Source organism: Micromonospora mangrovicola, from assembly GCF_047200535.1.
GTDB lineage: Bacteria > Actinomycetota > Actinomycetes > Mycobacteriales > Micromonosporaceae > Micromonospora.
In genome coordinates this window covers 1-19,321 of record NZ_JBJZOG010000111.1, presented here as the reverse complement: position 1 = coordinate 19,321, position 19,321 = coordinate 1, and the positions used below count along the sequence as shown (strand labels likewise).

Genomic DNA, 19,321 nt, shown 5'->3' with positions numbered 1-19,321 from the left:
GGGGGGGGGGGGGGGGTCCCCCCCCCCCCCGCCCCACCCCGCCCCCCCCCCCCCCCCCCGGCGAGCGTGGTTGTGGACGTCACGGGAGCAGCTCCGACACGTCGACCTTCTGCTTGATCAGGCCGTCGGCGAGCATCATGTCGGCCATCGTCTGGACCGACTCCCGGTTGATCTCCGTCGGCCAGGCCGGCAGGGTGAGCTTCTCCGCGGCCTCCGGGCTGATCTTGGTGTACGTCAGCAGCACCTTCCGGGCCTCGTCCGGGTGCTCCTCGGCGTACTTGAGGGACTTCTCGATGGCGGTGGTGAAGCGTTTGACCAGGTCGGCCTTCTGCTTGATGGTGTTCTCGGTGGTGAAGTAGGCCGCGACCGTCATGTTCGGGGCCGCGTCCACCATGTTGGAGGCGATCATTCGGGCGCCCTGGTCCTGGGTCACCGTCAGGAAGGGCTCCACCACCCAGGCGGCGTCGACCCGCTTGTTGGCGACGGCGGCCGGCATGTCGGGGAACGCCAGCTCGACGAACTTGACGTTGGACGGGTCGCCGCCGGCCTTGCGGATCGAGGCCCGCACGGTGGTGTCGCCGACGTTCTTGAGGTTGTTCACCGCGACCGTCTTGCCCGTGAGGTCGGCCGCGGTCTTGATCGGGCTGTCCTTCGGCACCACGATCCCGCTGAAGTCCTTGCCCTGCTGGCCGGTGGAGGAGTTGCCCTCGGCGATCGCCTTCAGCGGGAGGTTCTGCGAGTGGGCGACGATGAGTGACACGACGTTGCCGAAGGCGAAGTCGAACTCCCCGCTGACCACGCCGGGGACGGCAGCCGCGCCGCCGGTCGTGTTGACCACTTCGACCTCGATGTTCTGCTCGGCGAAGAAGCCCTTCTCCCTGCCGAGGTAGAGCGGGGCCACGTCGACGATCGGGATGGCCCCGACCTTGACCTTGATGGGCCCTTCGGCCTTGCCGCCGGCGCCTCCGCCGCTGTCGGAGCCGCAGGCGGCGGTGGCGGTGAGCAGGGTTGCGGCGGTTATGGCGCTGACGATGAGACGGCGCATGAAGGTACTCCCGCGTCCGGCGGTCCTGGGGGACCGGGGGTGGTGGGTCCCGGTTCGGCGGGGCCCGGGGGATGTGTTCGCAAGCCGAACGGCTGTTCTCATCTAGAACGTTTGCATGGTGACTCCGCTCACGTCAACGGGTCGCCGCAACATTTCTGCAACGAGAACGACAGGTCGGATCGGGCTGGTCCGGCTGCGTTGACGGATCGCGCCGGAGGGCATTACGTTCGACATGAGGACGGCAGTCCGCATAGCGAACAGCGGACGAGCCACGGAATTCGCAGGAGGCGGGGAGGCACATGGCGAAGCTCGTCTCGCTGGCCGACGGCGTGGCGGACCTGGTCCGCGACGGTGACGTGGTGGCCCTGGAGGGGTTCACCCACCTCATCCCGTTCGCCGCGGGCCACGAGATCATCCGTCAGGGACGGCAGGACCTGACCCTGGTCCGGATGACGCCCGATGTCATCTACGACCAGCTCATCGGCATGGGGTGCGCCCGTCGCCTGGTCTTCTCCTGGGGCGGCAACCCCGGAGTGGGCTCGCTGCACCGCTTCCGCGACGCGGTGCAGAACTCCTGGCCCCTGCCGCTCGAACTCGAGGAACACAGCCACGCCGGGATGGCCAACCGGTACGTTGCCGGAGCCTCCGGCCTGCCGTTCGCGGTGCTGCGCGGCTACACCGGCACCGACCTGCCGCGGCACACCGACAACATCCGGTCCATCACCTGCCCGTTCACCGGGGAGGTCCTCACCGCCGTCCCCGCGCTGCGCCCCGACGTCACCGTCGTGCACGCCCAGCGGGCGGACCGGGCCGGCAACGTGCAGATGTGGGGCATCACCGGCGTCCAGAAGGAGGCCGTCCTCGCGTCCCACCGGTCGCTGGTCACCGTCGAGGAGATCGTCGACGAACTCGAACCCGTACCGGGTCAGGTGGTCCTGCCCGGCTGGGCGGTGACCGCGGTGGCCAGGGTGCCCGGCGGCTCGCACCCCTCGTACGCCCAGGGCTACTCGGTCCGCGACAACGACTTCTACGTCCGCTGGAACACGGTCAGCCGGGACCGGGACACCTTCCGCGAGTGGATGGAGCAGCACGTGCTCAAGGCGGAGGTGGGGGCGTGAGCGCCGACTACACCTTGGACGAGATGATGACGGTGGCCGCCGCCCGGCAGTTGCGGGACGGCGCCGCCTGCTTCGTCGGGATCGGCCTCCCCAGCACCGCGGCGAACCTGGCCCGGGCCACACACGCGCCGAACCTGGTGCTCATCTACGAGTCCGGCTGCCTCGGCGCGAAGCCCGACCGGCTCCCGCTCTCGATCGGCGACGGGGTGCTGGCCGACACCGCCGACGCGGTGGTGTCGGTGCCCGAGGTCTTCAACTACTGGCTGCAGCCGGGCCGGATCGACGTCGGCTTCCTCGGCGCCGCCCAGCTCGACCGGTACGGCAACATCAACACCACCGTGATCGGTGGCGACTACGCCGACCCGAAGGTCCGCCTCCCCGGGGCCGGGGGCGCCCCGGAGATCGCCGCCTCCTGCGGCGAGGTGGTGGTGGTCGTCCGGCAGAGCCTGCGCACGTTCATCGACCGGGTCGACTTCGTCACCTCGGTCGGGTACGGCAGCGGACCCGGCGACCGGGAGCGACTCCGCCTGCGCGGCGGCGGGCCCCGCGTGGTGATCACCGACCTCGGCATCCTGGAGCCGGACCCGCGGACGTGTGAACTGACCCTGACCCGGCTGCACCCCGGGGTGACCGTCGAGCGGGCCCGGGCCGCCACCGGCTGGGACCTCGCCGTCGCCGGGGATCTGGCGACCGTCGAGCCGCCGACCGGAGCGGAGCTCGCGGTCCTGCGCGCCCTGACCGCGACGATGACGGGAGCGGCCCGGTGAGCAGGGACGTCTACATCCTCGACGCGGTGCGTACCCCGATCGGGCGGTACGGCGGTGGTCTGGCCGGCGTCCGCCCCGACGACCTCGCCGCCCATGTGGTGCGGGAGGTGGTCCGGCGCAGCCCCGGCCTCGACCCGGCCCGGGTCGACGACGTGCTGCTCGGCGACGCCAACGGCGCCGGGGAGGACAACCGGGACGTGGCCCGGATGGCCGTCCTGCTGGCCGGCCTGCCGCCGTCGGTGCCCGGCGCGACGGTGAACCGGCTCTGCGGCTCCGGCCTGGAGGCGGTGATCGGCGCGTCCCGGGCGATCGCCCTCGGCGACGCCTCGATCTGCGTCGCCGGCGGCGTGGAGTCGATGAGCCGGGCGCCGTGGGTGCTGCCGAAGCCGGAGCAGGGTTACCCGCGCGGGCACGAGACGCTGCACTCGACGACCCTCGGCTGGCGGATGGTGAACCCCCGGATGCCGCAGGAGTGGACGGTGCCGCTCGGCGAGGGGGCGGAGATCCTCGCCGAGCGTTACAAGATCACTCGGGCGGAGCAGGACGCCTTCGCGCTGCGCAGCCACCGGCTCGCCGCGCGGGCCTGGGAGCAGGGCCGGTACGCCGACGAGGTCAGCCCGGTGCCCGACACGGAGGTCGAGCGGGACGAGAGCATCCGGCCGACCACCAGCCTCGACGCGCTGGCCCGGCTCGGGCCGGTCTTCCGCCCCGACGGCACGGTCACCGCGGGCAACTCCTCGCCACTCAACGACGGGGCGAGCGCCCTGCTCCTCGCCGACCGGGCCGGCGCCGACGCGATCGGGCGGGCGCCCCTGGCCCGGATCGTCTCCCGGGCCGTCACCGCGATCGAGCCGCAGCTCTTCGGCATCGGCCCGGTGGCCGCCGCCCGGGAGGCGCTGCGCCGGGCCGGCATAGGCTGGGGCGACCTCGACGTGGTCGAACTCAACGAGGCGTTCGCCGCGCAGTCGCTCGCCTGCCTGGCCGAGTGGCCGGAACTCGACCCGGAGATCGTCAACCCGCAGGGTGGGGCGATCGCCCTCGGGCATCCGCTGGGGTCATCCGGGTCCCGCATCCTCGGCTCGCTCGCCTGGCAGCTGCACCGCCGGGGCGGCGGCCGGGGGCTCGCCGCGATCTGCATCGGGGTCGGCCAGGGGCTGGCCGTCGTGCTGGAAGCCTGAGGGAGAGGACAATGACCCAGGACATCGCCGGGCGCACCGGGAGCGGCCTGGTACTGCCGCAGTACCGGCGCGACGACGTCGACGCCCACCCGCCACTGCTCAGCCCGGGCTACAAGTCGACCGTGCTGCGCTCGCCGCGGCAGCCACTGACGTACCTGCCGCAGCGGCTGACCGAGATCACCGGGCCGCTGCTCGGCGAGGGGCGACTCGGCCCGCTCGACCACGACCTGACCCGTCAGCACGACGGGGAGCCGCTCGGGCAGCGGATTATCGTGCACGGCCGGGTGCTCGACGGCGACGGCCGTCCCGTGCCGCGGACCCTGGTGGAGGTCTGGCAGGCCAACGCCGCCGGCCGGTACCGGCACGCGGTGGACAACTGGCCGGCCCCGCTCGACCGGAACTTCGACGGGGTGGGGCGGGTGCTGACCGACGATCACGGCCGCTACCGCTTCGTCACCGTCCAGCCGGGTGCCTACCCGTGGCGGAACCACGACAACGCCTGGCGCCCGGCGCACATCCACTTCTCGCTCTTCGGCCGCGCGTTCACCCAGCGGCTGGTGACTCAGATGTACTTCCCCGGCGACCCGCTCTTCTTCCAGGATCCGATCTTCAATTCGGTCCGCGACCCGAAGGCCCGGGAGCGGATGGTCGCCCGGTACGACCACGCCGCCACCCAGCCGGAGTGGGCGCTCGGCTACGAGTTCGACATCGTGCTGCGCGGCCGGGAGAGCACCCCCTTCGAGGACGAGGACGACGATGAGTGAGCGACGCGGGGTGACCCCCGCGCAGACCGTGGGGCCGTACCTGCACATCGGCCTGCACTGGCCCGACGGCCCGTACGTCGTCCCCGAGGGGACGCCCGGCGCGTTCTGGATCCGGGGACAGGTCTTCGACGGGACCGGAGACCCCGTCACCGACGGGCTGATCGAGAGCTGGCAGGCGGACCCGGACGGGCGCTTCGACCATCCGGACGATCCGCGCGGCGCGCGGAAGCCGGCCACGCCCGGCTTCCGGGGCTTCGGGCGCAGCGCGACCGACGCGCAGGGCCGGTACGAACTCCTGACCGTCAAGCCCGGGGCGCTGCCCGACCCGGACGGCGGCACCGAAGCCCCGCACGTCGACCTGTCGGTCTTCGCCCGGGGGATGCTGCACCGGGTGGTCACCCGGCTCTACTTTCCGGACGAGGCGGCGGCCAACGACGCCGATCCGGTGCTGCGCACGGTCGACCGCGACCGCCGCCATACGCTGCTCGCGAGCGAGGCGCCGGACGGGGTGCGCTTCGACATCCACCTGCAGGGGGAGCATGAGACCGTCTTCTTCGCCGTCTGACGGACTGCTCGGCCGCCTCTCCGGCGACCCTGCCGTCGACGCCGAGCTCACCGACCGGGCCCTGCTGCAGGCGATGCTCGACGCCGAAGCGGCGCTCGTCGCGGCCGCCGCGGACCGCGGGGTGGTGCCGCGGTCGGCAGCGGACGCGATCGTCGCCCAGTGCCGCGCCGACCGGTACGACCCCGTCGCGCTCGGTCGGGCCGGGGAGAACGCCGGCAATCCGGTCGTCCCGCTGGTCCGGGCGCTCACCGAGGCCGTACCGCAGGCGGCCCGGGCCTGGGTGCACCTCGGCGCGACCAGCCAGGACATCATCGACACCGCGCTCGTCCTGGTCGCGGTGCGCGCGGCCGGGCCGCTGCTCGGCCACCTCGACGTGGCCGCCGCAGCCGCCGCCCGGCTCGCCGCGGCGCACCGGGACACCGTCATGGTCGGCCGCACCCTCGGCCAGCAGGCGGCCCCCACGACGTTCGGCCTCAAGGCCGCCGGCTGGCTGGTCGCGCTCGGCGAGGCGGGCGACCGGCTACGCCAGGTCCGGGCGGCGCTGCCGGCGCAGCTCGGCGGTGCCGTCGGCACGCTCGCCGCGCTCGGGCCGGCCGGGCCGGCGATCGCCGACGGATACGCCGAGCGCCTGGGCCTCGCCGCGAGTCCGCTGCCGTGGCACACCCGGCGGCAGCCGCTGCTCGACCTGGCCACCGCCCTCGGCGGGCTGCTCGCGGCGAGCGGCAAGGTGGCCGTGGACGTCGGGCTGCTCGCCCAGACCGAGGTCGGCGAGGCGGCCGAGGGCGGCGCCGGTCGGGGCGGCTCGTCGGCGATGCCGCACAAGCGCAATCCGGTCGACTCGGTGCTGGTCACGTCGGCCGCGCGGCGTGGGCCCGGTCTCGTCGCCACCCTCCTCACCGGCGCCGTGCAGGAGCACGAGCGGGCGACCGGGGCCTGGCACGCGGAGTGGGAGCCGCTGCTCGACCTGCTGCACCTGGCCGGCGGCGCCGCCGCCCGTACCGCGCGGATGCTGGACGGTCTGCGGGTCGACCCGGAACGGATGCGGGCGAACCTGGACGCGAGCGGTGGCCTGGTGCTCGCCGAGGCGGTCACCGCGCGGCTGGCCCGCGCGCTCGGCCGCAGCGCCGCGCACGACGCCGTCGCGCGCGCGGCACGGCAGCCGGCGTTCCGCGACGCGCTGCGGGCCGATCCCGAGGTCCGGGCACACCTGAGCGAGCCCGAGATCGGTGAGGCGCTCGACCCGCACGGCTGGCTCGGGTCGGCGGGGCTCTTCGTCGACCGGGCGCTCGCCGCGTACCGGACGGAGGTGGCCTCGTGACCTCCCGCCTGCACGCCATCGTCGACGGTCCGCCGGACGCGCCGGTGCTGGTGCTCGGCAGCTCCCTCGGCACCACCGGCGCCATGTGGGAGCCCCAGCTGGCGGCGATCGCCGGCCGCTTCCGCGTCATCCGGTACGACCACCTGGGCCACGGCCGCTCCGCGGTGCCGCCCGGGCCGTACACCATCGACCTGCTCGGCCGGGAGGTGCTGGCGCTCCTCGACGACCTGGGCGTGCGGCGCGTGCACTACGCCGGGCTCTCCCTCGGCGGCATGGTCGGCATGTGGCTCGCCGCGCACGCGCCGGAGCGGGTGGACCGGCTGGCCCTGCTCTGCACCTCGGCGTCGCTGGGTCCGGCCCAGGGCTGGCGCGACCGGGCGGCGACGGTCCGGGCGGCCGGCCTGTCGGCCATCGCCGACGCCATAGTGGCCCGCTGGTTCACCCCGTCCTTCGCCGCGGCCCGGCCGGAGGTGGTCGCGGCCCACCGCGCCATGCTCACCGCCGCCCCGGCCGCCGGCTACGCCGCCTGCTGCGAGGCGATCGCCGGTATGGACATCCGTCCCGACCTGGGCAGGATCGCGGCGCCCACGCTGGTCATCGCCGGCGCGGACGACCTGGCCATCCCCGTGGAACACGCCGAAGGGATCGCCGAGCGGATCGCCGGTGCCCGCCTCGCCGTGGTCGACCGGGCCGCGCACCTGGCCCCCGTCGAGCAGTCCGTGCAGATCGCCCGGCTGCTCCTGGCACATCTCGACGAGGAGGAGCGGTGACCGGTCAGCCGGGCAACGACCAGGAGCGACGCGACGCCGGGATGGCGGTGCGGCGGCAGGTGCTGGGCGACGCCCACGTCGACCGGGCGGTGGCCGGCACCGACGGGTTCACCGCGGACTTCCAGGACTTCATCACCCGGTACGCGTGGGGTGAGATCTGGACCCGGCCGGGGTTGGACCGGCGGACCCGTAGCTGCGTCACGCTCGCCGTCCTCGCCACCCTCCATCATGACGAGGAGCTGGCGATGCACGTTCGCGCGGCGATCCGTAACGGGTTGACTGCGGAGGAGGTCGGTGAGGTCCTGCTCCAGGTCGGCGTCTACGCTGGCGTACCGGCGGCGAACCGGGCGTTCAAGGTGGCCCAACGGACCCTGCGGCAGGAGGCCGAGTGAGCGAGGAGGCGACGCGGACCCCGGAGTTCGTCCAGTCGCTGGAACGCGGGCTGGCGGTCATCCGGGCCTTCGACGCCGAGCACCCGCAGCTCACCCTGAGCGAGGTGGCGCGGACGACCGGACTGACCCGGGCGGCCGCGCGCCGGTTCCTGCTCACCCTGGTCGAACTGGGCTACATGCGCACCGACGGGCGGCTGTTCTCGCTGCGGCCCCGCATCCTCGAGCTGGGCTACGCGTACCTGTCGAGCCTGAGCCTGCCCGAGGTCGCCATGCCGCACATGGAGGCGCTCGTCGCCCGGGTGCACGAATCCTGCTCGATGTCCGTGCTGGACGGCGACGAGGTGGTGTACGTCGCCCGGGTCCCCACCAAGCGCATCATGACGGTCGGGATCAGCGTCGGTACCCGCTTCCCCGCCTACGCCACCTCGATGGGGCGGGTGCTGCTCGCCGCGCAGCCGCCCGGCTGGCTGGACGACCACCTCGCCACGGCGAAGCTGCGCCCGCTGACCCGGCGCACCATCACCGATCCGGCGAAGCTGCGGGCGGCGCTGACGAAGATCTCCGCCCAGGGGTACGCGATCGTCGACCAGGAGTTGGAGGAGGGGCTGCGCTCGCTGGCGGCCCCGATCCACGGCGAGAACGGCTCGGTGATCGCGGCGGTGAACGTGTCGGCCCACGCCAGCCGCGGCTCGTCCGAGGTGATCCGCAAGGAGCTGCTGCCGCCGCTGCTGGAGACCGCTCGGCGGATCGAGGAGGACCTGCGCGGCGGCCAGAGCAGGTAGTGTCGCAGATCCGAGCGCGTGCACACTGACAACGGCCCCGACCGGGAGCACCCGCGGCGGGCCCGAGACCGGTTGGGGAGTCGCGCATGACCGCACCACGGGTGCTGCTGGACGGACTGGCCTTCGGGGAGTCGCCCCGCTGGCACGACGGGCGGTTCTGGGTCGCCGACTGGGGCGCCGGGGAGGTGCTGACCGTCGACGACGCCGGCCGGAGCGAGGTGGTGGCCCGGGTGGACGGGCTGCCGATCTGCTTCGACTGGCTGCCCGACGGGCGGCTGCTGGTGGTCGCCGGGCGCGCCGGGCGGCTGTTGCGCCAGGCGCCGGGCGGTGACCTGCTCCCGTACGCCGACCTGGCCGCGCTCGTGCCGCACGCGTGGAACGAGGTGGTCACCGACGCCCGGGGCAACGCGTACGCCAACACGATCGGCTTCGACTTTCCCGGCGGGGAGTACGCGCCCGGCGCCGTCGCCCTGGTCACGCCGGACGGGGCGGCCCGGCTGGTCGCCGACGACCTCGCCTTCCCCAACGGGATGGCGCTCACCCCGGACGGGCGCACCCTGATCGTCGCCGAGTCCTACGCGTCCCGACTCACCGCGTACGACGTCGCCGCCGACGGCTCGCTCACCGGCCGGCGGGTGTGGGCAGCGGTGCCGGACTCCGCGCCCGACGGCATCTGCCTCGACGCCGAGGGCCACGTCTGGTACGGCGACGTGCCGAACCGGTGCGCCGTGCGGGTGGCCGAGGGCGGCCGGGTGCTCGACCGGATCGAGCTGGACCGGGGCTGTTTCGCCTGCGCCCTCGGCGGCCCGGACGGGCGCACCCTGTTCCTCGTCGCGATGCGGTGGAGCCCGGCGGCGCTGGCCGGCGGGCCGCGCACCGGTCAGGTGCTGACGGTGGCCGCACCCGCCCCGGCGGCCGACTGACCGGCGGTCCCGGAGCGCCGGCCCGGTGACCGGAGCGGGCGTCCGGGGCGGACGAACCGGTCGACGCGTCCGGCTGGCGCCGGTGCCGCGGCAGACCCACCCCGGGTGGGGGAGTCGCCCGGGTGGTCGGTCCATGTCCGGCCCGGTCCGGGGCGGCGGCCGGTTCAGTGGTCCCGTTGCCGCGGCGGCTCGTCCGGGGCGCGGAGCCCGCCCAGGAAGAGGGCGACGAGCTGCTCCCCGACCTCGGCGAAGGAGAGCGGACCGGTCGGGTGGAACCAGGTGTGGATGTTGCCCAGGGCGCTGAGGAAGGTGTGGGTGACCACCGTCGCCGAGACGTCGGTGCGGACCACGCCGGCCCGCTGGCCCTCGGCGACCAGGCCCCGGAACAGGTCGTGGTAGCGCCGCCGTTCCCGGCGGGTTGCCTCGGCGTGCTCGTCGTCGAGCAGGTGCGCCGACCGGGCCCAGACGGTGAGCTCGTCGAGGTGCTCGGCGGTGTGCCCGACGACGTCGAGGGCGGCGGCGCGGATCCGCTCCCCGACCGGGCCGGCGCCGCCGGCGATCTCCCGCAGCCGCCGCGTCTGCTCGGCCAGCAGCTCCCGGTAGATGCTGGTGAGCAGCTCCGACTTGGAGCCGAACCAGTGGTAGAGGGCGCCTTTGGTGACCTCGGCCGTCGTCACGATCTCCTGGACGCTCGTCGCCTCGTAGCCCCGCCGGGCGAACAGCTCCGTCGCGGCGGCCACGATGCGCCGCCGGGCCGACCCGCGTGGCGCCCGCCGCCGGCCGGCCGGGGCGTCGGCGGGGGACGCGTCGGCGGGCGCGCTCGCCGCGACGCTCACCGCGATTCCAGTTGCCGCCGGATCTCCCGCCGGGCGACGTCGCGGACGTGCACCTCGTCCGGCCCGTCGGCGATGCGCAGGGTACGGGCTCCGGCGTACATCGCGGCGAGGGGGAAGTCGTCGGAGACGCCGGCCCCGCCGTGTACCTGGATCGCCCGGTCCAGCACCTCCAGCGCGACCCGGGGCGCCACCACCTTGATCGCGGCGATCTCGGTGCGGGCGGCCTTGGCGCCGTACCGGTCGATCATCCAGGCCGCCTTGAGGGTGAGCAGTCGGGCCTGCTCGATGGCGATGCGGGACTCGGCGATCTGCTGCTGCACGACGCCCTGCCGGGCCAGCTCCTGTCCGAAGGCGACCCGCGTGGCGGCGCGGCGCACCATCAGGCTCAACGCCCGCTCGGCCAGACCGATGGCGCGCATGCAGTGGTGGATCCGGCCGGGACCGAGCCGGGCCTGGGCGAGGGCGAACCCGCCGCCCTCCTCGCCGAGCAGGTTCGTCGCCGGCACCCGGACGTCGGTGAAGACGACCTCGCCGTGGCCGTGCTGGTCGTGGTAGCCGAAGACGGGCAGCGAGCGCACCACCTCGACGCCCGGGGTGTCCACCGGCACCAGGATCATCGACTGCTGCCGGTGGGTGTCCGCGGACGGGTCGGTCTTGCCCATCACGATCATCACCGCGCAGCGCGGGTCGGCGATGCCGGTGGTCCACCACTTCCGCCCGTTGATGACGTAGCTGTCGCCGTCCCGCTCGATCCGGGTGGAGATGTTGGTGGCGTCGCTGGACGCGACGTCCGGCTCGGTCATCGCGAAGGCGGACCGGATCTCGCCGGCGAGCAGCGGGCGCAGCCAGCGCTGCTGCTGCTCGTCGGTGCCGAACATGTGCAGGATCTCCATGTTGCCGGTGTCCGGGGCGGCGCAGTTGATCGCCTCCGGGGCGAGTTCGATGGACCGGCCGGTCAGCTCGGCGAGCGGGGCGTAGTCGACGTTGGACAGCCCGGAGAGGGCCGGCAGGAACAGGTTCCACAGGCCCCGGCGGCGGGCCTCGGCCTTGAGCTCCTCGACCACCGGCGGCAGGTGGTGCCGCCGGCCGGCGGCGGCCAGCTCGGCCCGCTGCGCCGCGTAGACCGGCTCGGCCGGGTAGACGTGCTCGTCCATGAACTCCTGGAGCCGCTTGAGGTGCTCGCCGGCCCGGGCGCTGGGTTCGAAGTCCACGAATGCCTCCCCATTGACTCGCCGGTCGGCGGCTCGCTACCGTCGCCGGACGCGAACATACCGGCTGGTCGGTATGGCGTCCAGGGAGCGCGACGCGGCGCAGGTGAGGAGTGCAGGGTGAGCGTGCTGGACCGGTTCCGCCTCGACGGGAAGGTCGCCGTGGTGACCGGCGCCTCCTCCGGTCTCGGCGTGTCCTTCGCCCGCGCGCTCGCCGAGGCCGGCGCCGACGTCGTGCTCGGCGCCCGCCGCGCCGAGCGCCTGCCGGAGACCGGCGCGCTGGTCGAGGCCGCCGGCCGGCGGTACGCGGCCCGCGCCACCGACGTGCGCGAACCGGCGGACTGCGCGGCGCTGATCGCCACCGCGACCGAGCACTTCGGCCGGGTCGACATCCTGGTCAACAACGCCGGGGTCGGCACCGCCGTGCCCGCCTCCCGGGAGACGCCGGAGCAGTTCCGCGGCGTCGTCGACGTCAACCTGATGGGCAGCTACTGGATGGCGCAGGCGTTCGCCCGGGCCGCCACCGACGGCGGGGCGATCGTCAACATCTCCAGCGTGATCGGCCTGCACCCGGCCCAGCTGCCGCAGGCCGCGTACGCCGCCAGCAAGGCGGGCGTCATCGGACTCACCCGTGACCTGGCCGCCCAGTGGACCGGCCGCAAGGGCATCCGGGTCAACTGCCTCGCCCCCGGCTTCTTCCGCTCCGAGATGAGCGACCAGCTCCCGCCGGAGACGCTCAAGACGGTCGAACGGACCGCGCCCGCCGGCCGCCTCGGCGAGCACGAGGAGCTCGCCGCCACGCTGATCTGGCTGGTCAGCGACGCCTCGTCGTACGTGACCGGGGTGACCGTGCCGGTCGACGGGGGTCTGGTCATGCCTTGACGCCCACGGACCGAGCGCGTACACCGGCTGTCACGCCGCTCGATTTCCGTGGCCCGCCCGACAGGAGGAGCAGCATGAGCTTCAACCTGGCAACGATCCTCCGGGAGCCCCGCCGTGCGCACCCCGACAAGCCGCTGTGTCGCCTCGACGACCTGACGTTCAGCTACGCCCAGGTCGACGACATCTCCGGGCGGGTCGCGGCCGGCCTGCTCGCGCTGGGCCTGCGCCCCGGGGACAAGGTGGCGGTGCAGCTGCCCAACCTGCCGCAGTTCCTCTTCAGCTACTTCGGCATCCTCAAGGCGGGCCTGGTCATGGTGCCGCTCAACCCGCTGCTGCGCGCCGGTGAGGTGGCGTACCACCTGGCCGATTCCGACACCCGGGTCCTGATCACCTTCGAGCTGTTCGCCGAGGAGGCCGCGAAGGGGGCGGCCGAGGTGGACGGCGTGACCACGTACGTGGTGAACCTGCCGGGCAGCGACCGGCGACCCGACGGCGCCCGGCCCTACGACGAGTTGTACGCCCACGCGGACACCGGCGAGATCGCGCCGACCGACGCCGACGACACCGCCGTGCTGCTCTACACCAGCGGCACCACCGGCCGGCCCAAGGGCGCCGAGCTGACGCACTTCCAGCTCTACATGAACTGCACCGTCGGCGGCGACCTGTTCGGCTTCCGGGACGACGACATCGGGCTGGCCGTGCTGCCGCTGTTCCACGTCTTCGGTCTCTCCAGCGTGCTCAACGTCGCGGTGCGCTACGGCGGCACCATCGTGCTGGTGCCCCGCTTCGAGGTGGGGCCGGTGGTCGACGCCGTCGAGCGGCACCGGTGCACCATCTTCTCCGGCGTGCCCACCATGTACTTCGCGCTCAACCAGGCCGACCTGACCGGGCGGGACCTCTCCTGCCTGCGGGTCGGGATCTCCGGCGGCGCGGCGATCCCCGGCGAGGTGATCCGCGCCTTCGAGGAGAAGTTCCCCGGCGTGGTGATCCTGGAGGGGTACGGGCTGTCGGAGACGGCCAGCACCACGACGTTCAACATCAGCGCGGAGCAGCGCAAGGTGCTCTCCATCGGCAAGCCGATCTGGGGGGTGGAGACCCGGATCGTCGACGACGCCGACCGGCCGCTGCCGCCCGGCCCCGAGCACGTCGGGGAGATCGTGGTGCGCGGCCACAACGTGATGAAGGGCTACTACCGGAATCCGGAGGCGACCGCGGAGGCGTTCCGCGGCGGCTGGTTCCACACCGGAGACCTCGCCTACGCCGACGCCGACGGCTACCTGTTCATCGTGGACCGGAAGAAGGACCTGATCATCCGGGGTGGGTTCAACGTCTACCCGCGCGAGGTCGAGGAGGTCCTGTACGCCCACCCGGCGGTGGTCGAGGCGGCGGTGATCGGCCGCCCGGACGAGAAGCTGGGCGAGGAGGTGGTGGCGGTGCTCAGCGTCCGGCCGGAGGCGCGGGTCAGTCCGGAGGACCTGATCGCGTACTGCCGGGAGCGGCTCGCCTCGTACAAGTACCCGCGGCAGGTGCGCATCGTCGCGGAGCTGCCGAAGGGCCCGACCGGCAAGCTGCTCAAGCGGGAACTCAAGGCGACCTGATCCCTGCACCGCAAGTGCAACAGTCACGGCCGGCCCGGCTGCGTCCGTGCCGCCCTTGGCGCAAACGTCCATACCGGAGCTGCGGTGTTACAGGGCCGTAACGAAAGCATTGACGAGCTGCTCTTGAAAAGTACACTCCCGGTGTAATAACCGTCCCACGCTTCGCCCGAGCCGCACCGCGCACCGCCGACGCCGCGTCTTCCTCCGAGGTGAAGATGAGCCCACCACCCACCCCCGCGGACGGCATCGACCTGGCCCTGCGCCACGTGGGCGTACGGTTCGGCGGACTGGTCGCCCTCGACGACGTGTCGCTGCGGGTCCCGCCCGGCCGGATCGTCGGGGTGATCGGCCCCAACGGCGCCGGCAAGACCACCCTGTTCAACGTGGTCTGCGGCTTCGTCCCGCCGACCAGCGGCTCGCTCGCCCTGGACGGCCGGCCGTTCCGGCCGCGCCCGCACCGGTTGACCCGGCTCGGCATCGCCCGGACCCTGCAGGGCGTCGGCCTGTTCCCCGGGCTCACCGTCCTGGAGAACGTGATGGCCGGGGCCGGTCACACCGCCCGGGCCGGCTTCGCCGCCGCCCTGTTCGGCCTGCCGCGCAGCGATCGCGACGAGCGGCGGCTCCGCCGGCAGGCCCTCGACCTCCTCGCCGGGCTGGGCGTCGGGCAGCACGCCGACGCGACCCCGGCCACCCTGCCGTACGCGGTGTGCAAGCGCGTCGCCCTGGCCCGCGCCCTGATCGCCCGGCCCCGCCTGCTCCTGCTCGACGAGCCGGCCGGCGGGTTGAGCGCCGAGGACGTCGCCGAGCTGGCCGGGCTGGTGCGCACCCTGCCGGACCGGGCGGGCGGCGCCTGCTCGGTCATGCTCGTCGAGCACCACATGGACCTGGTCATGTCCGTCTGCCACGAGATCGTGGTGCTCGACTTCGGCCGGGTGATCGCCACGGGCACCCCGGACCAGGTGCGCGACGACCCGCTGGTGACCGAGGCGTACCTCGGCGCCGACGTGCCGACCGAGGCGTCACCGGCCGGGGGTGGGTCGTGAGCGCCCTGCTGGAGGTGGACGCGCTCAGCGCCGGCTACGGGCCGGTGCCGGTGCTGCGGGGCGTCACGTTCGACGTGCCCGCCGGGACCATCGCCGCCGTGCTCGGCGCCAACGGCGCCGGGAAGACCACCCTGCTGCGTACGCTGTCCGGCCTGCTCCGGCCCACCGCCGGCCGGGTCCGCTTCGACGGCGCCGACCTGCGCGGCGTACGCGTCGAACGCCTGGTGCGGCGGGGCCTCGCCCACGTGCCCGAGGGGCGCGGGGTCGTCGCCGAGCTGACCGTGGCGGAGAACCTGCGCCTCGGCGGGCTCTGGCGGTCCGACCGGGCGGACGCCCGGCGGGCCCAGGACGAGGTCTACGAGCTCTTCCCGGCGCTCGGCCGGCGGCGGCGGCACGCCGGGCACCAGCTCTCCGGCGGGGAGCGGCAGATGCTCGCCCTCGGGCGGGCGCTGATCGCCCGGCCCCGGCTGCTGCTGCTCGACGAGCCGTCGCTCGGCCTCGCCCCGCTGGTGACCGCGCAGATCATGGCGTTGCTGCGGCAGCTCTGCGACACCAGCGGGCTGACCGTGCTGCTCGTCGAGCAGAACGTGCGCAGCGCCCTCTCGGTCGCCGACCAGGGCGTGGTGATGTCCCTGGGCCGGGTGGTCACCGCCACCCCGGCGGCCCGGCTGCGCGACGACGACCAGCTCCGGCACGCGTACCTCGGGTTCTGACGGCCCGCCTCGCAGGAAGGATCCGCGGTTGGACCGGTTCTTGTTCCTCACCTTCGACGGACTGGCCACCGGCGCCGTCTACGCCGCGTTCGCCCTCGCCCTGGTGCTCATCTGGCGGGCCGCCCGGCTGGTCAACTTCGCCCAGGGGGCGATGGCCGTCGCCACCGCCTACGTCGGCTACGCGGTGGTCACCGCCACCGGCTCGTACTGGCTGGGCCTGGGTGCCGCCGTCCTGGCCGGCCTGGCCCTGGGCGCGCTGGTGGAACGGGTGCTGATGCGGTTCGTCGGGCACGCCAACCCGCTCAACGACGTGATCGTCGCGCTCGGCCTGGTGCTGCTGATCCAGGCCGTGCTCGGCATGGTCTTCGGCAACGGGTACCGGCCGGCGGTCGCGCCGTTCGACACCGACGCGCTCACCGTCGGCGGGGTCGCCGCGCTGTCCCCGTACGACCTGTGGGTGCTCGGCGCGGTGCTGGCGGTGGTGGTGCTGCTGGCGCTGCTGTTCACCCGCACGCCGATCGGCCTGCGGATGCGGGCCTCCGCGTTCGCGCCCGAGGTGTCCCGGCTGCTCGGCGTGGACGTCGGCCGGATGCTCACCCTGGGCTGGGCGCTGGCCGCCGCGGTCGGCGCCCTGGCCGGCATGCTGGTCATCCCCACCGGGCTCGGGCTGCACCCGCACGCGATGGACCTGGTCTTCGTCGTCGCGTTCACCGCCGCCGTGGTCGGCGGCCTGGACAGCCCGGCCGGGGCAGTGGTCGGCGGCCTGCTGGTCGGCCTGATCCTGTCGTACGTCACCGGCTACCTCGGCCCGGACACCACGCCGCTGGCCGTCCTCGTCCTGCTGCTGGCGGTCCTGCTGGTCCGCCCGGGCGGGCTCTTCTCCACGGCGAGAGCGAGGCACGTATGACCGCGACCCGGCCCGAGGTGTCCGTCCGGGAGGAGCGGCCCGCCCCGGTGCTGCGGCGGCTGCTGCCGGGCCCGCCCGGTGGCACCGGCCCGGGCGGCTCGACCCTGCTGCGCCACCTCGTCCTCGCGGTGCTCGCCGGGACCGTGGTCGTGCTGGTCACCAACCAGCTGGAGCCGTACCGGAACCTCCAGGTGGCCCGGGTCTGCGCGTTCCTCTGCGTCACCGCCGGCTACACCGTCCTGGTCGGGCTCAACGGCCAGCTCAGCCTCGGGCACGGGGCGCTGATGGCGACCGGCGCCTACACCGTCGCCCTGGTGCAGCAGGGCCTCGACGAGCGGGGCGTGCAGGGCCGGTGGATCCTGCCGCTGTCGCTGCTGCTGGCCGTCGCGGTGGCCGCCTCGGCGGGGCTGGTCATCGGGTTGGCCGCGGCCCGGCTGCGCGGGCCGTACCTGGCCGGCGTGACCCTCGCGGTGGCGACGCTGGTGCCGGCGATCACCACGATCTTCACCGGGGTGTTCAACGGCGAGCAGGGGTTGCGCTTCCCCGCGGAGACCCCACCGGCGTTCCTCGGCGCCTACTTCCAGCCGGAACGCTGGCTGGCCTGGATCGCGCTGCTGGCCGCGCTGCTGACCATGCTGCTGATGGCCAACCTGGTGCGCAGCCGGTTCGGCCGGTCGCTGCGCGCCGTCCGGGACGACGAGGTGGCGGCCCGGCTCGCCGGCATCCACGTCGCCCGCAACCAGGTGCTCGCCTTCGTGGTCAGCGCCGGCTGCGCCGGCCTGGGCGGAGGCGTGTACGCGGTGCTCACCGCCACCGTCGCCCCGGGCAAGTTCGCCCTCGACCTGTCGCTGTTCCTGCTGATGGCCATCGTGATCGGGGGCCTGGGCAGCCTCGCCGGCGCGGCCTGGGGAGCCGTGCTGCTGGTGGCGCTGCAGGACCTGCCCAGCCTGGTCGCCGAGACGTTCAGCCTGCCGCCGGGTCCGGCCCAGCGGCTGGAGGGCAACCTCGCCCTGGCCGTGTTCGGCCTCGTCCTCATCGTCGTCATGCTCGCCGCCCCGGGCGGCCTGCAGGGCACCGCCCGCACCCTCGCCGCCCGGCTGCGGTCCCGCCGCCGGGCGCCGAGCCGCTGACCCACCCCGGTTCCACCCACCCGCTCGCACCGCCGCACCGGAATGGAGGACCATGCCACCCACCACCCGCCGCGTTCTCGCGGCAACCGCCGGCCTGGCGCTGCTGATCGCCGCGTCGGCCTGCGCCAACGACGAACAGCAGGCGGCCGAGAACGTCCCCGGCGTCACCGACACCGAGATCGTCATCGGCACCCACCAGCCGCTCACCGGTCCAGCCGCGCCCGGCTACTCGAAGATCTCCGCCGCCACCAAGGCCTACTTCGAGCACATCAACAGCAAGGGCGGGGTGAACGGCCGGAAGATCGTCTACAAGGTCATGGACGACGGCTACAACCCCGCGAACACCGACAACGTGGTGCGCAAGCTGGTGCTCGACGACAAGGTCTTCGCGCTCCTCGGCGGGCTCGGCACGCCCACCCACACCAACGTCCTGGAATTCGTCAAGGCCCAGAAGGTGCCCGACCTCTTCGTCTCCTCCGGCAGCCGGAACTGGAACCAGCCCGAGAAGTACCCGACCACGTTCGGCTGGCAGCCCGACTACACGGTCGAGGGCAAGATCCTGGCCACCTTCGTGAAGCAGCAGTTCCCCGGCAGCAAGGTGTGCCACTTCGGGCAGAACGACGACTTCGGCCGGGACTCCCTGGCCGGCGTCGAGAAGGTGCTCGGGCCAATGGCGGCCAAGCAGACGTACACCACCAGCAACCAGCAGGTCGGACCGGCGATCGGGGCGCTCAAGGCGGCCGGCTGCCAGGTGGTGATCTCGGCGAGCATCCCCGGCTTCACCGCGCTGGCCATGGGGCAGGCGGCCGGGCAGGGGTTCCGGGCGCAGTGGGTGGTGTCCAGCGTGGGCGCCGACTATACCACGCTCTCCGGACAGCTCGGGGACAAGAAGGTGATCCTCGAGGGCCTGATCGCGGACAACTACCTGCCGATGGCCGGTGACACCACGAACCCGTGGATCCAGGCGTTCACCAGGATCCACGAGCAGTACAACGGGACCAATCCGCTCGACGGCAACGCGATCTACGGCTACTCCATGGCCTACACCTTCGTGCAGGCGCTGCTCGCCGCCGGCAAGGACCTGACCCGGGAGAAGCTGGTCGACGCGGTGGAGAAGGGCGGCTTCCGGGGACCTGGCCTGACCCCCTTCCGGTACAGCGACAAGGTCCACGCCGGGTACAGCGGGGTGCGGCTGAGCAAGGTCCAGGACGGCGCCCAGACCTACTTCGGCCCGACGTACACCACCGACGACGGCGACGGCCCGGTCACCGAGTTCACCGAGCCGCCGGCCACGCCGCCGGCCGACGCGATCCCGACGACCTGATCACCGGCCCGCCGGCGGGCACCCGGCGGGCCGACCACCCGATGGCCACACAGAGGGG

The 19,321-nt window shown here is 73.6% G+C and carries 20 protein-coding genes; 17 read left to right on the top strand and 3 right to left on the bottom strand.

Features of this window, described 5'->3' with window-relative positions; genetic code table 11:
• Positions 1–79: 79 nt before the first annotated feature.
• Positions 80–1,045: an ABC transporter substrate-binding protein gene (locus tag ACL02O_RS29070; RefSeq protein ID WP_412821367.1), complete on the bottom strand. Its 966-nt coding sequence runs from the start codon at positions 1,043–1,045 to the stop codon at positions 80–82.
• A gap of 299 nt (positions 1,046–1,344) precedes the next feature.
• On the opposite strand from ACL02O_RS29070, the gene ACL02O_RS29065 reads away from it, so the two are divergent.
• The 10 genes from ACL02O_RS29065 (at position 1,345) to ACL02O_RS29020 (ending at position 9,622) form a co-directional block, all read left to right on the top strand.
• Positions 1,345–2,163 (top strand): CoA transferase subunit A, encoded by an 819-nt coding sequence (locus ACL02O_RS29065; RefSeq protein ID WP_412821366.1) that lies wholly within the window; start codon positions 1,345–1,347, stop codon positions 2,161–2,163.
• Positions 2,160–2,930: a CoA-transferase subunit beta gene (locus ACL02O_RS29060; protein ID WP_459560897.1), complete on the top strand. Its 771-nt coding sequence runs from the start codon at positions 2,160–2,162 to the stop codon at positions 2,928–2,930. The genes ACL02O_RS29065 and ACL02O_RS29060 overlap by 4 nt, the downstream gene beginning before the upstream one ends.
• Entirely contained in the window at positions 2,927–4,108 is a 1,182-nt protein-coding gene (locus ACL02O_RS29055) for a thiolase family protein (RefSeq protein ID WP_412821365.1), read from the top strand. Before ACL02O_RS29060 ends, ACL02O_RS29055 begins: the two co-directional genes overlap by 4 nt.
• 11 nt (positions 4,109–4,119) lie before the next feature.
• Positions 4,120–4,872, top strand: a complete 753-nt coding sequence (gene pcaH / locus ACL02O_RS29050) for a protocatechuate 3,4-dioxygenase subunit beta (protein WP_412821364.1) — start codon at positions 4,120–4,122, stop codon at positions 4,870–4,872.
• Positions 4,865–5,437, top strand: a complete 573-nt coding sequence (gene pcaG / locus ACL02O_RS29045) for a protocatechuate 3,4-dioxygenase subunit alpha (RefSeq protein WP_412821363.1) — start codon at positions 4,865–4,867, stop codon at positions 5,435–5,437. Before pcaH ends, pcaG begins: the two co-directional genes overlap by 8 nt.
• Complete coding sequence (pcaB, locus tag ACL02O_RS29040) at positions 5,412–6,755, top strand: 3-carboxy-cis,cis-muconate cycloisomerase (protein WP_412821362.1); 1,344 nt, start codon at positions 5,412–5,414, stop codon at positions 6,753–6,755. Before pcaG ends, pcaB begins: the two co-directional genes overlap by 26 nt.
• Positions 6,752–7,525 carry a 3-oxoadipate enol-lactonase gene (pcaD, locus tag ACL02O_RS29035; protein ID WP_412821361.1) on the top strand — a complete coding sequence of 258 codons (774 nt, stop codon included), beginning with the start codon at positions 6,752–6,754 and terminating at the stop codon, positions 7,523–7,525. The genes pcaB and pcaD overlap by 4 nt, the downstream gene beginning before the upstream one ends.
• Complete coding sequence (gene pcaC / locus ACL02O_RS29030) at positions 7,522–7,917, top strand: 4-carboxymuconolactone decarboxylase (protein ID WP_459560896.1); 396 nt, start codon at positions 7,522–7,524, stop codon at positions 7,915–7,917. The genes pcaD and pcaC overlap by 4 nt, the downstream gene beginning before the upstream one ends.
• Positions 7,914–8,699, top strand: coding sequence for an IclR family transcriptional regulator (locus ACL02O_RS29025; RefSeq protein ID WP_412821360.1), 786 nt, complete (start codon positions 7,914–7,916; stop codon positions 8,697–8,699). Before pcaC ends, ACL02O_RS29025 begins: the two co-directional genes overlap by 4 nt.
• A gap of 86 nt (positions 8,700–8,785) precedes the next feature.
• On the top strand, positions 8,786–9,622 hold the full coding sequence (locus ACL02O_RS29020; RefSeq protein ID WP_412821359.1) for an SMP-30/gluconolactonase/LRE family protein: 837 nt from the start codon (positions 8,786–8,788) through the stop codon (positions 9,620–9,622).
• A gap of 164 nt (positions 9,623–9,786) precedes the next feature.
• Here ACL02O_RS29020 and ACL02O_RS29015 read toward each other — a convergent pair whose 3' ends face one another.
• Complete coding sequence (locus ACL02O_RS29015; protein ID WP_412821358.1) at positions 9,787–10,458, bottom strand: TetR/AcrR family transcriptional regulator; 672 nt, start codon at positions 10,456–10,458, stop codon at positions 9,787–9,789.
• On the bottom strand, positions 10,455–11,669 hold the full coding sequence (locus ACL02O_RS29010) for an acyl-CoA dehydrogenase family protein (RefSeq protein ID WP_412821357.1): 1,215 nt from the start codon (positions 11,667–11,669) through the stop codon (positions 10,455–10,457). The genes ACL02O_RS29015 and ACL02O_RS29010 overlap by 4 nt, the downstream gene beginning before the upstream one ends.
• Before the next feature lie 117 nt (positions 11,670–11,786).
• Between ACL02O_RS29010 and ACL02O_RS29005 the strand changes: the two genes are divergently transcribed.
• From ACL02O_RS29005 to ACL02O_RS28975, 7 genes are all read left to right on the top strand, one after another.
• Positions 11,787–12,548 carry an SDR family NAD(P)-dependent oxidoreductase gene (locus ACL02O_RS29005; protein WP_412821356.1) on the top strand — a complete coding sequence of 254 codons (762 nt, stop codon included), beginning with the start codon at positions 11,787–11,789 and terminating at the stop codon, positions 12,546–12,548.
• A 74-nt stretch (positions 12,549–12,622) separates the two neighbouring features.
• Positions 12,623–14,146, top strand: coding sequence for a long-chain-fatty-acid--CoA ligase (locus tag ACL02O_RS29000; RefSeq protein ID WP_412821355.1), 1,524 nt, complete (start codon positions 12,623–12,625; stop codon positions 14,144–14,146).
• A gap of 215 nt (positions 14,147–14,361) precedes the next feature.
• Positions 14,362–15,189 carry an ABC transporter ATP-binding protein gene (locus tag ACL02O_RS28995; RefSeq protein WP_412821354.1) on the top strand — a complete coding sequence of 276 codons (828 nt, stop codon included), beginning with the start codon at positions 14,362–14,364 and terminating at the stop codon, positions 15,187–15,189.
• Positions 15,186–15,902, top strand: a complete 717-nt coding sequence (locus tag ACL02O_RS28990) for an ABC transporter ATP-binding protein (RefSeq protein ID WP_412821353.1) — start codon at positions 15,186–15,188, stop codon at positions 15,900–15,902. Before ACL02O_RS28995 ends, ACL02O_RS28990 begins: the two co-directional genes overlap by 4 nt.
• 28 nt (positions 15,903–15,930) lie before the next feature.
• Positions 15,931–16,809: a branched-chain amino acid ABC transporter permease gene (locus ACL02O_RS28985; protein WP_412821352.1), complete on the top strand. Its 879-nt coding sequence runs from the start codon at positions 15,931–15,933 to the stop codon at positions 16,807–16,809.
• Positions 16,806–17,939: a branched-chain amino acid ABC transporter permease gene (locus tag ACL02O_RS28980; protein ID WP_412821351.1), complete on the top strand. Its 1,134-nt coding sequence runs from the start codon at positions 16,806–16,808 to the stop codon at positions 17,937–17,939. The genes ACL02O_RS28985 and ACL02O_RS28980 overlap by 4 nt, the downstream gene beginning before the upstream one ends.
• Positions 17,940–17,991: 52 nt before the next feature.
• Complete coding sequence (locus ACL02O_RS28975; protein ID WP_412821350.1) at positions 17,992–19,263, top strand: ABC transporter substrate-binding protein; 1,272 nt, start codon at positions 17,992–17,994, stop codon at positions 19,261–19,263.
• The last annotated feature ends 58 nt before the right edge of the window (positions 19,264–19,321 follow it).

Bases quoted from the DNA above. Each gene is read 5' to 3' on its own strand.
- ACL02O_RS29065 (WP_412821366.1), top strand. From the start codon at position 1,345: ATGGCGAAGCTCGTCTCGCTGGCCGACGGCGTGGCGGACCTGGTCCGC.
- ACL02O_RS29070 (WP_412821367.1), bottom strand. From the start codon at position 1,045: ATGCGCCGTCTCATCGTCAGCGCCATAACCGCCGCAACCCTGCTCACC.
- ACL02O_RS29020 (WP_412821359.1), top strand. From the start codon at position 8,786: ATGACCGCACCACGGGTGCTGCTGGACGGACTGGCCTTCGGGGAGTCG.
- ACL02O_RS29000 (WP_412821355.1), top strand. From the start codon at position 12,623: ATGAGCTTCAACCTGGCAACGATCCTCCGGGAGCCCCGCCGTGCGCAC.
- ACL02O_RS28975 (WP_412821350.1), top strand. From the start codon at position 17,992: ATGCCACCCACCACCCGCCGCGTTCTCGCGGCAACCGCCGGCCTGGCG.
- ACL02O_RS28995 (WP_412821354.1), top strand. From the start codon at position 14,362: ATGAGCCCACCACCCACCCCCGCGGACGGCATCGACCTGGCCCTGCGC.
- pcaG (WP_412821363.1), top strand. From the start codon at position 4,865: ATGAGTGAGCGACGCGGGGTGACCCCCGCGCAGACCGTGGGGCCGTAC.
- pcaH (WP_412821364.1), top strand. From the start codon at position 4,120: ATGACCCAGGACATCGCCGGGCGCACCGGGAGCGGCCTGGTACTGCCG.
- ACL02O_RS28980 (WP_412821351.1), top strand. From the start codon at position 16,806: ATGACCGCGACCCGGCCCGAGGTGTCCGTCCGGGAGGAGCGGCCCGCC.
- pcaB (WP_412821362.1), top strand. From the start codon at position 5,412: ATGAGACCGTCTTCTTCGCCGTCTGACGGACTGCTCGGCCGCCTCTCC.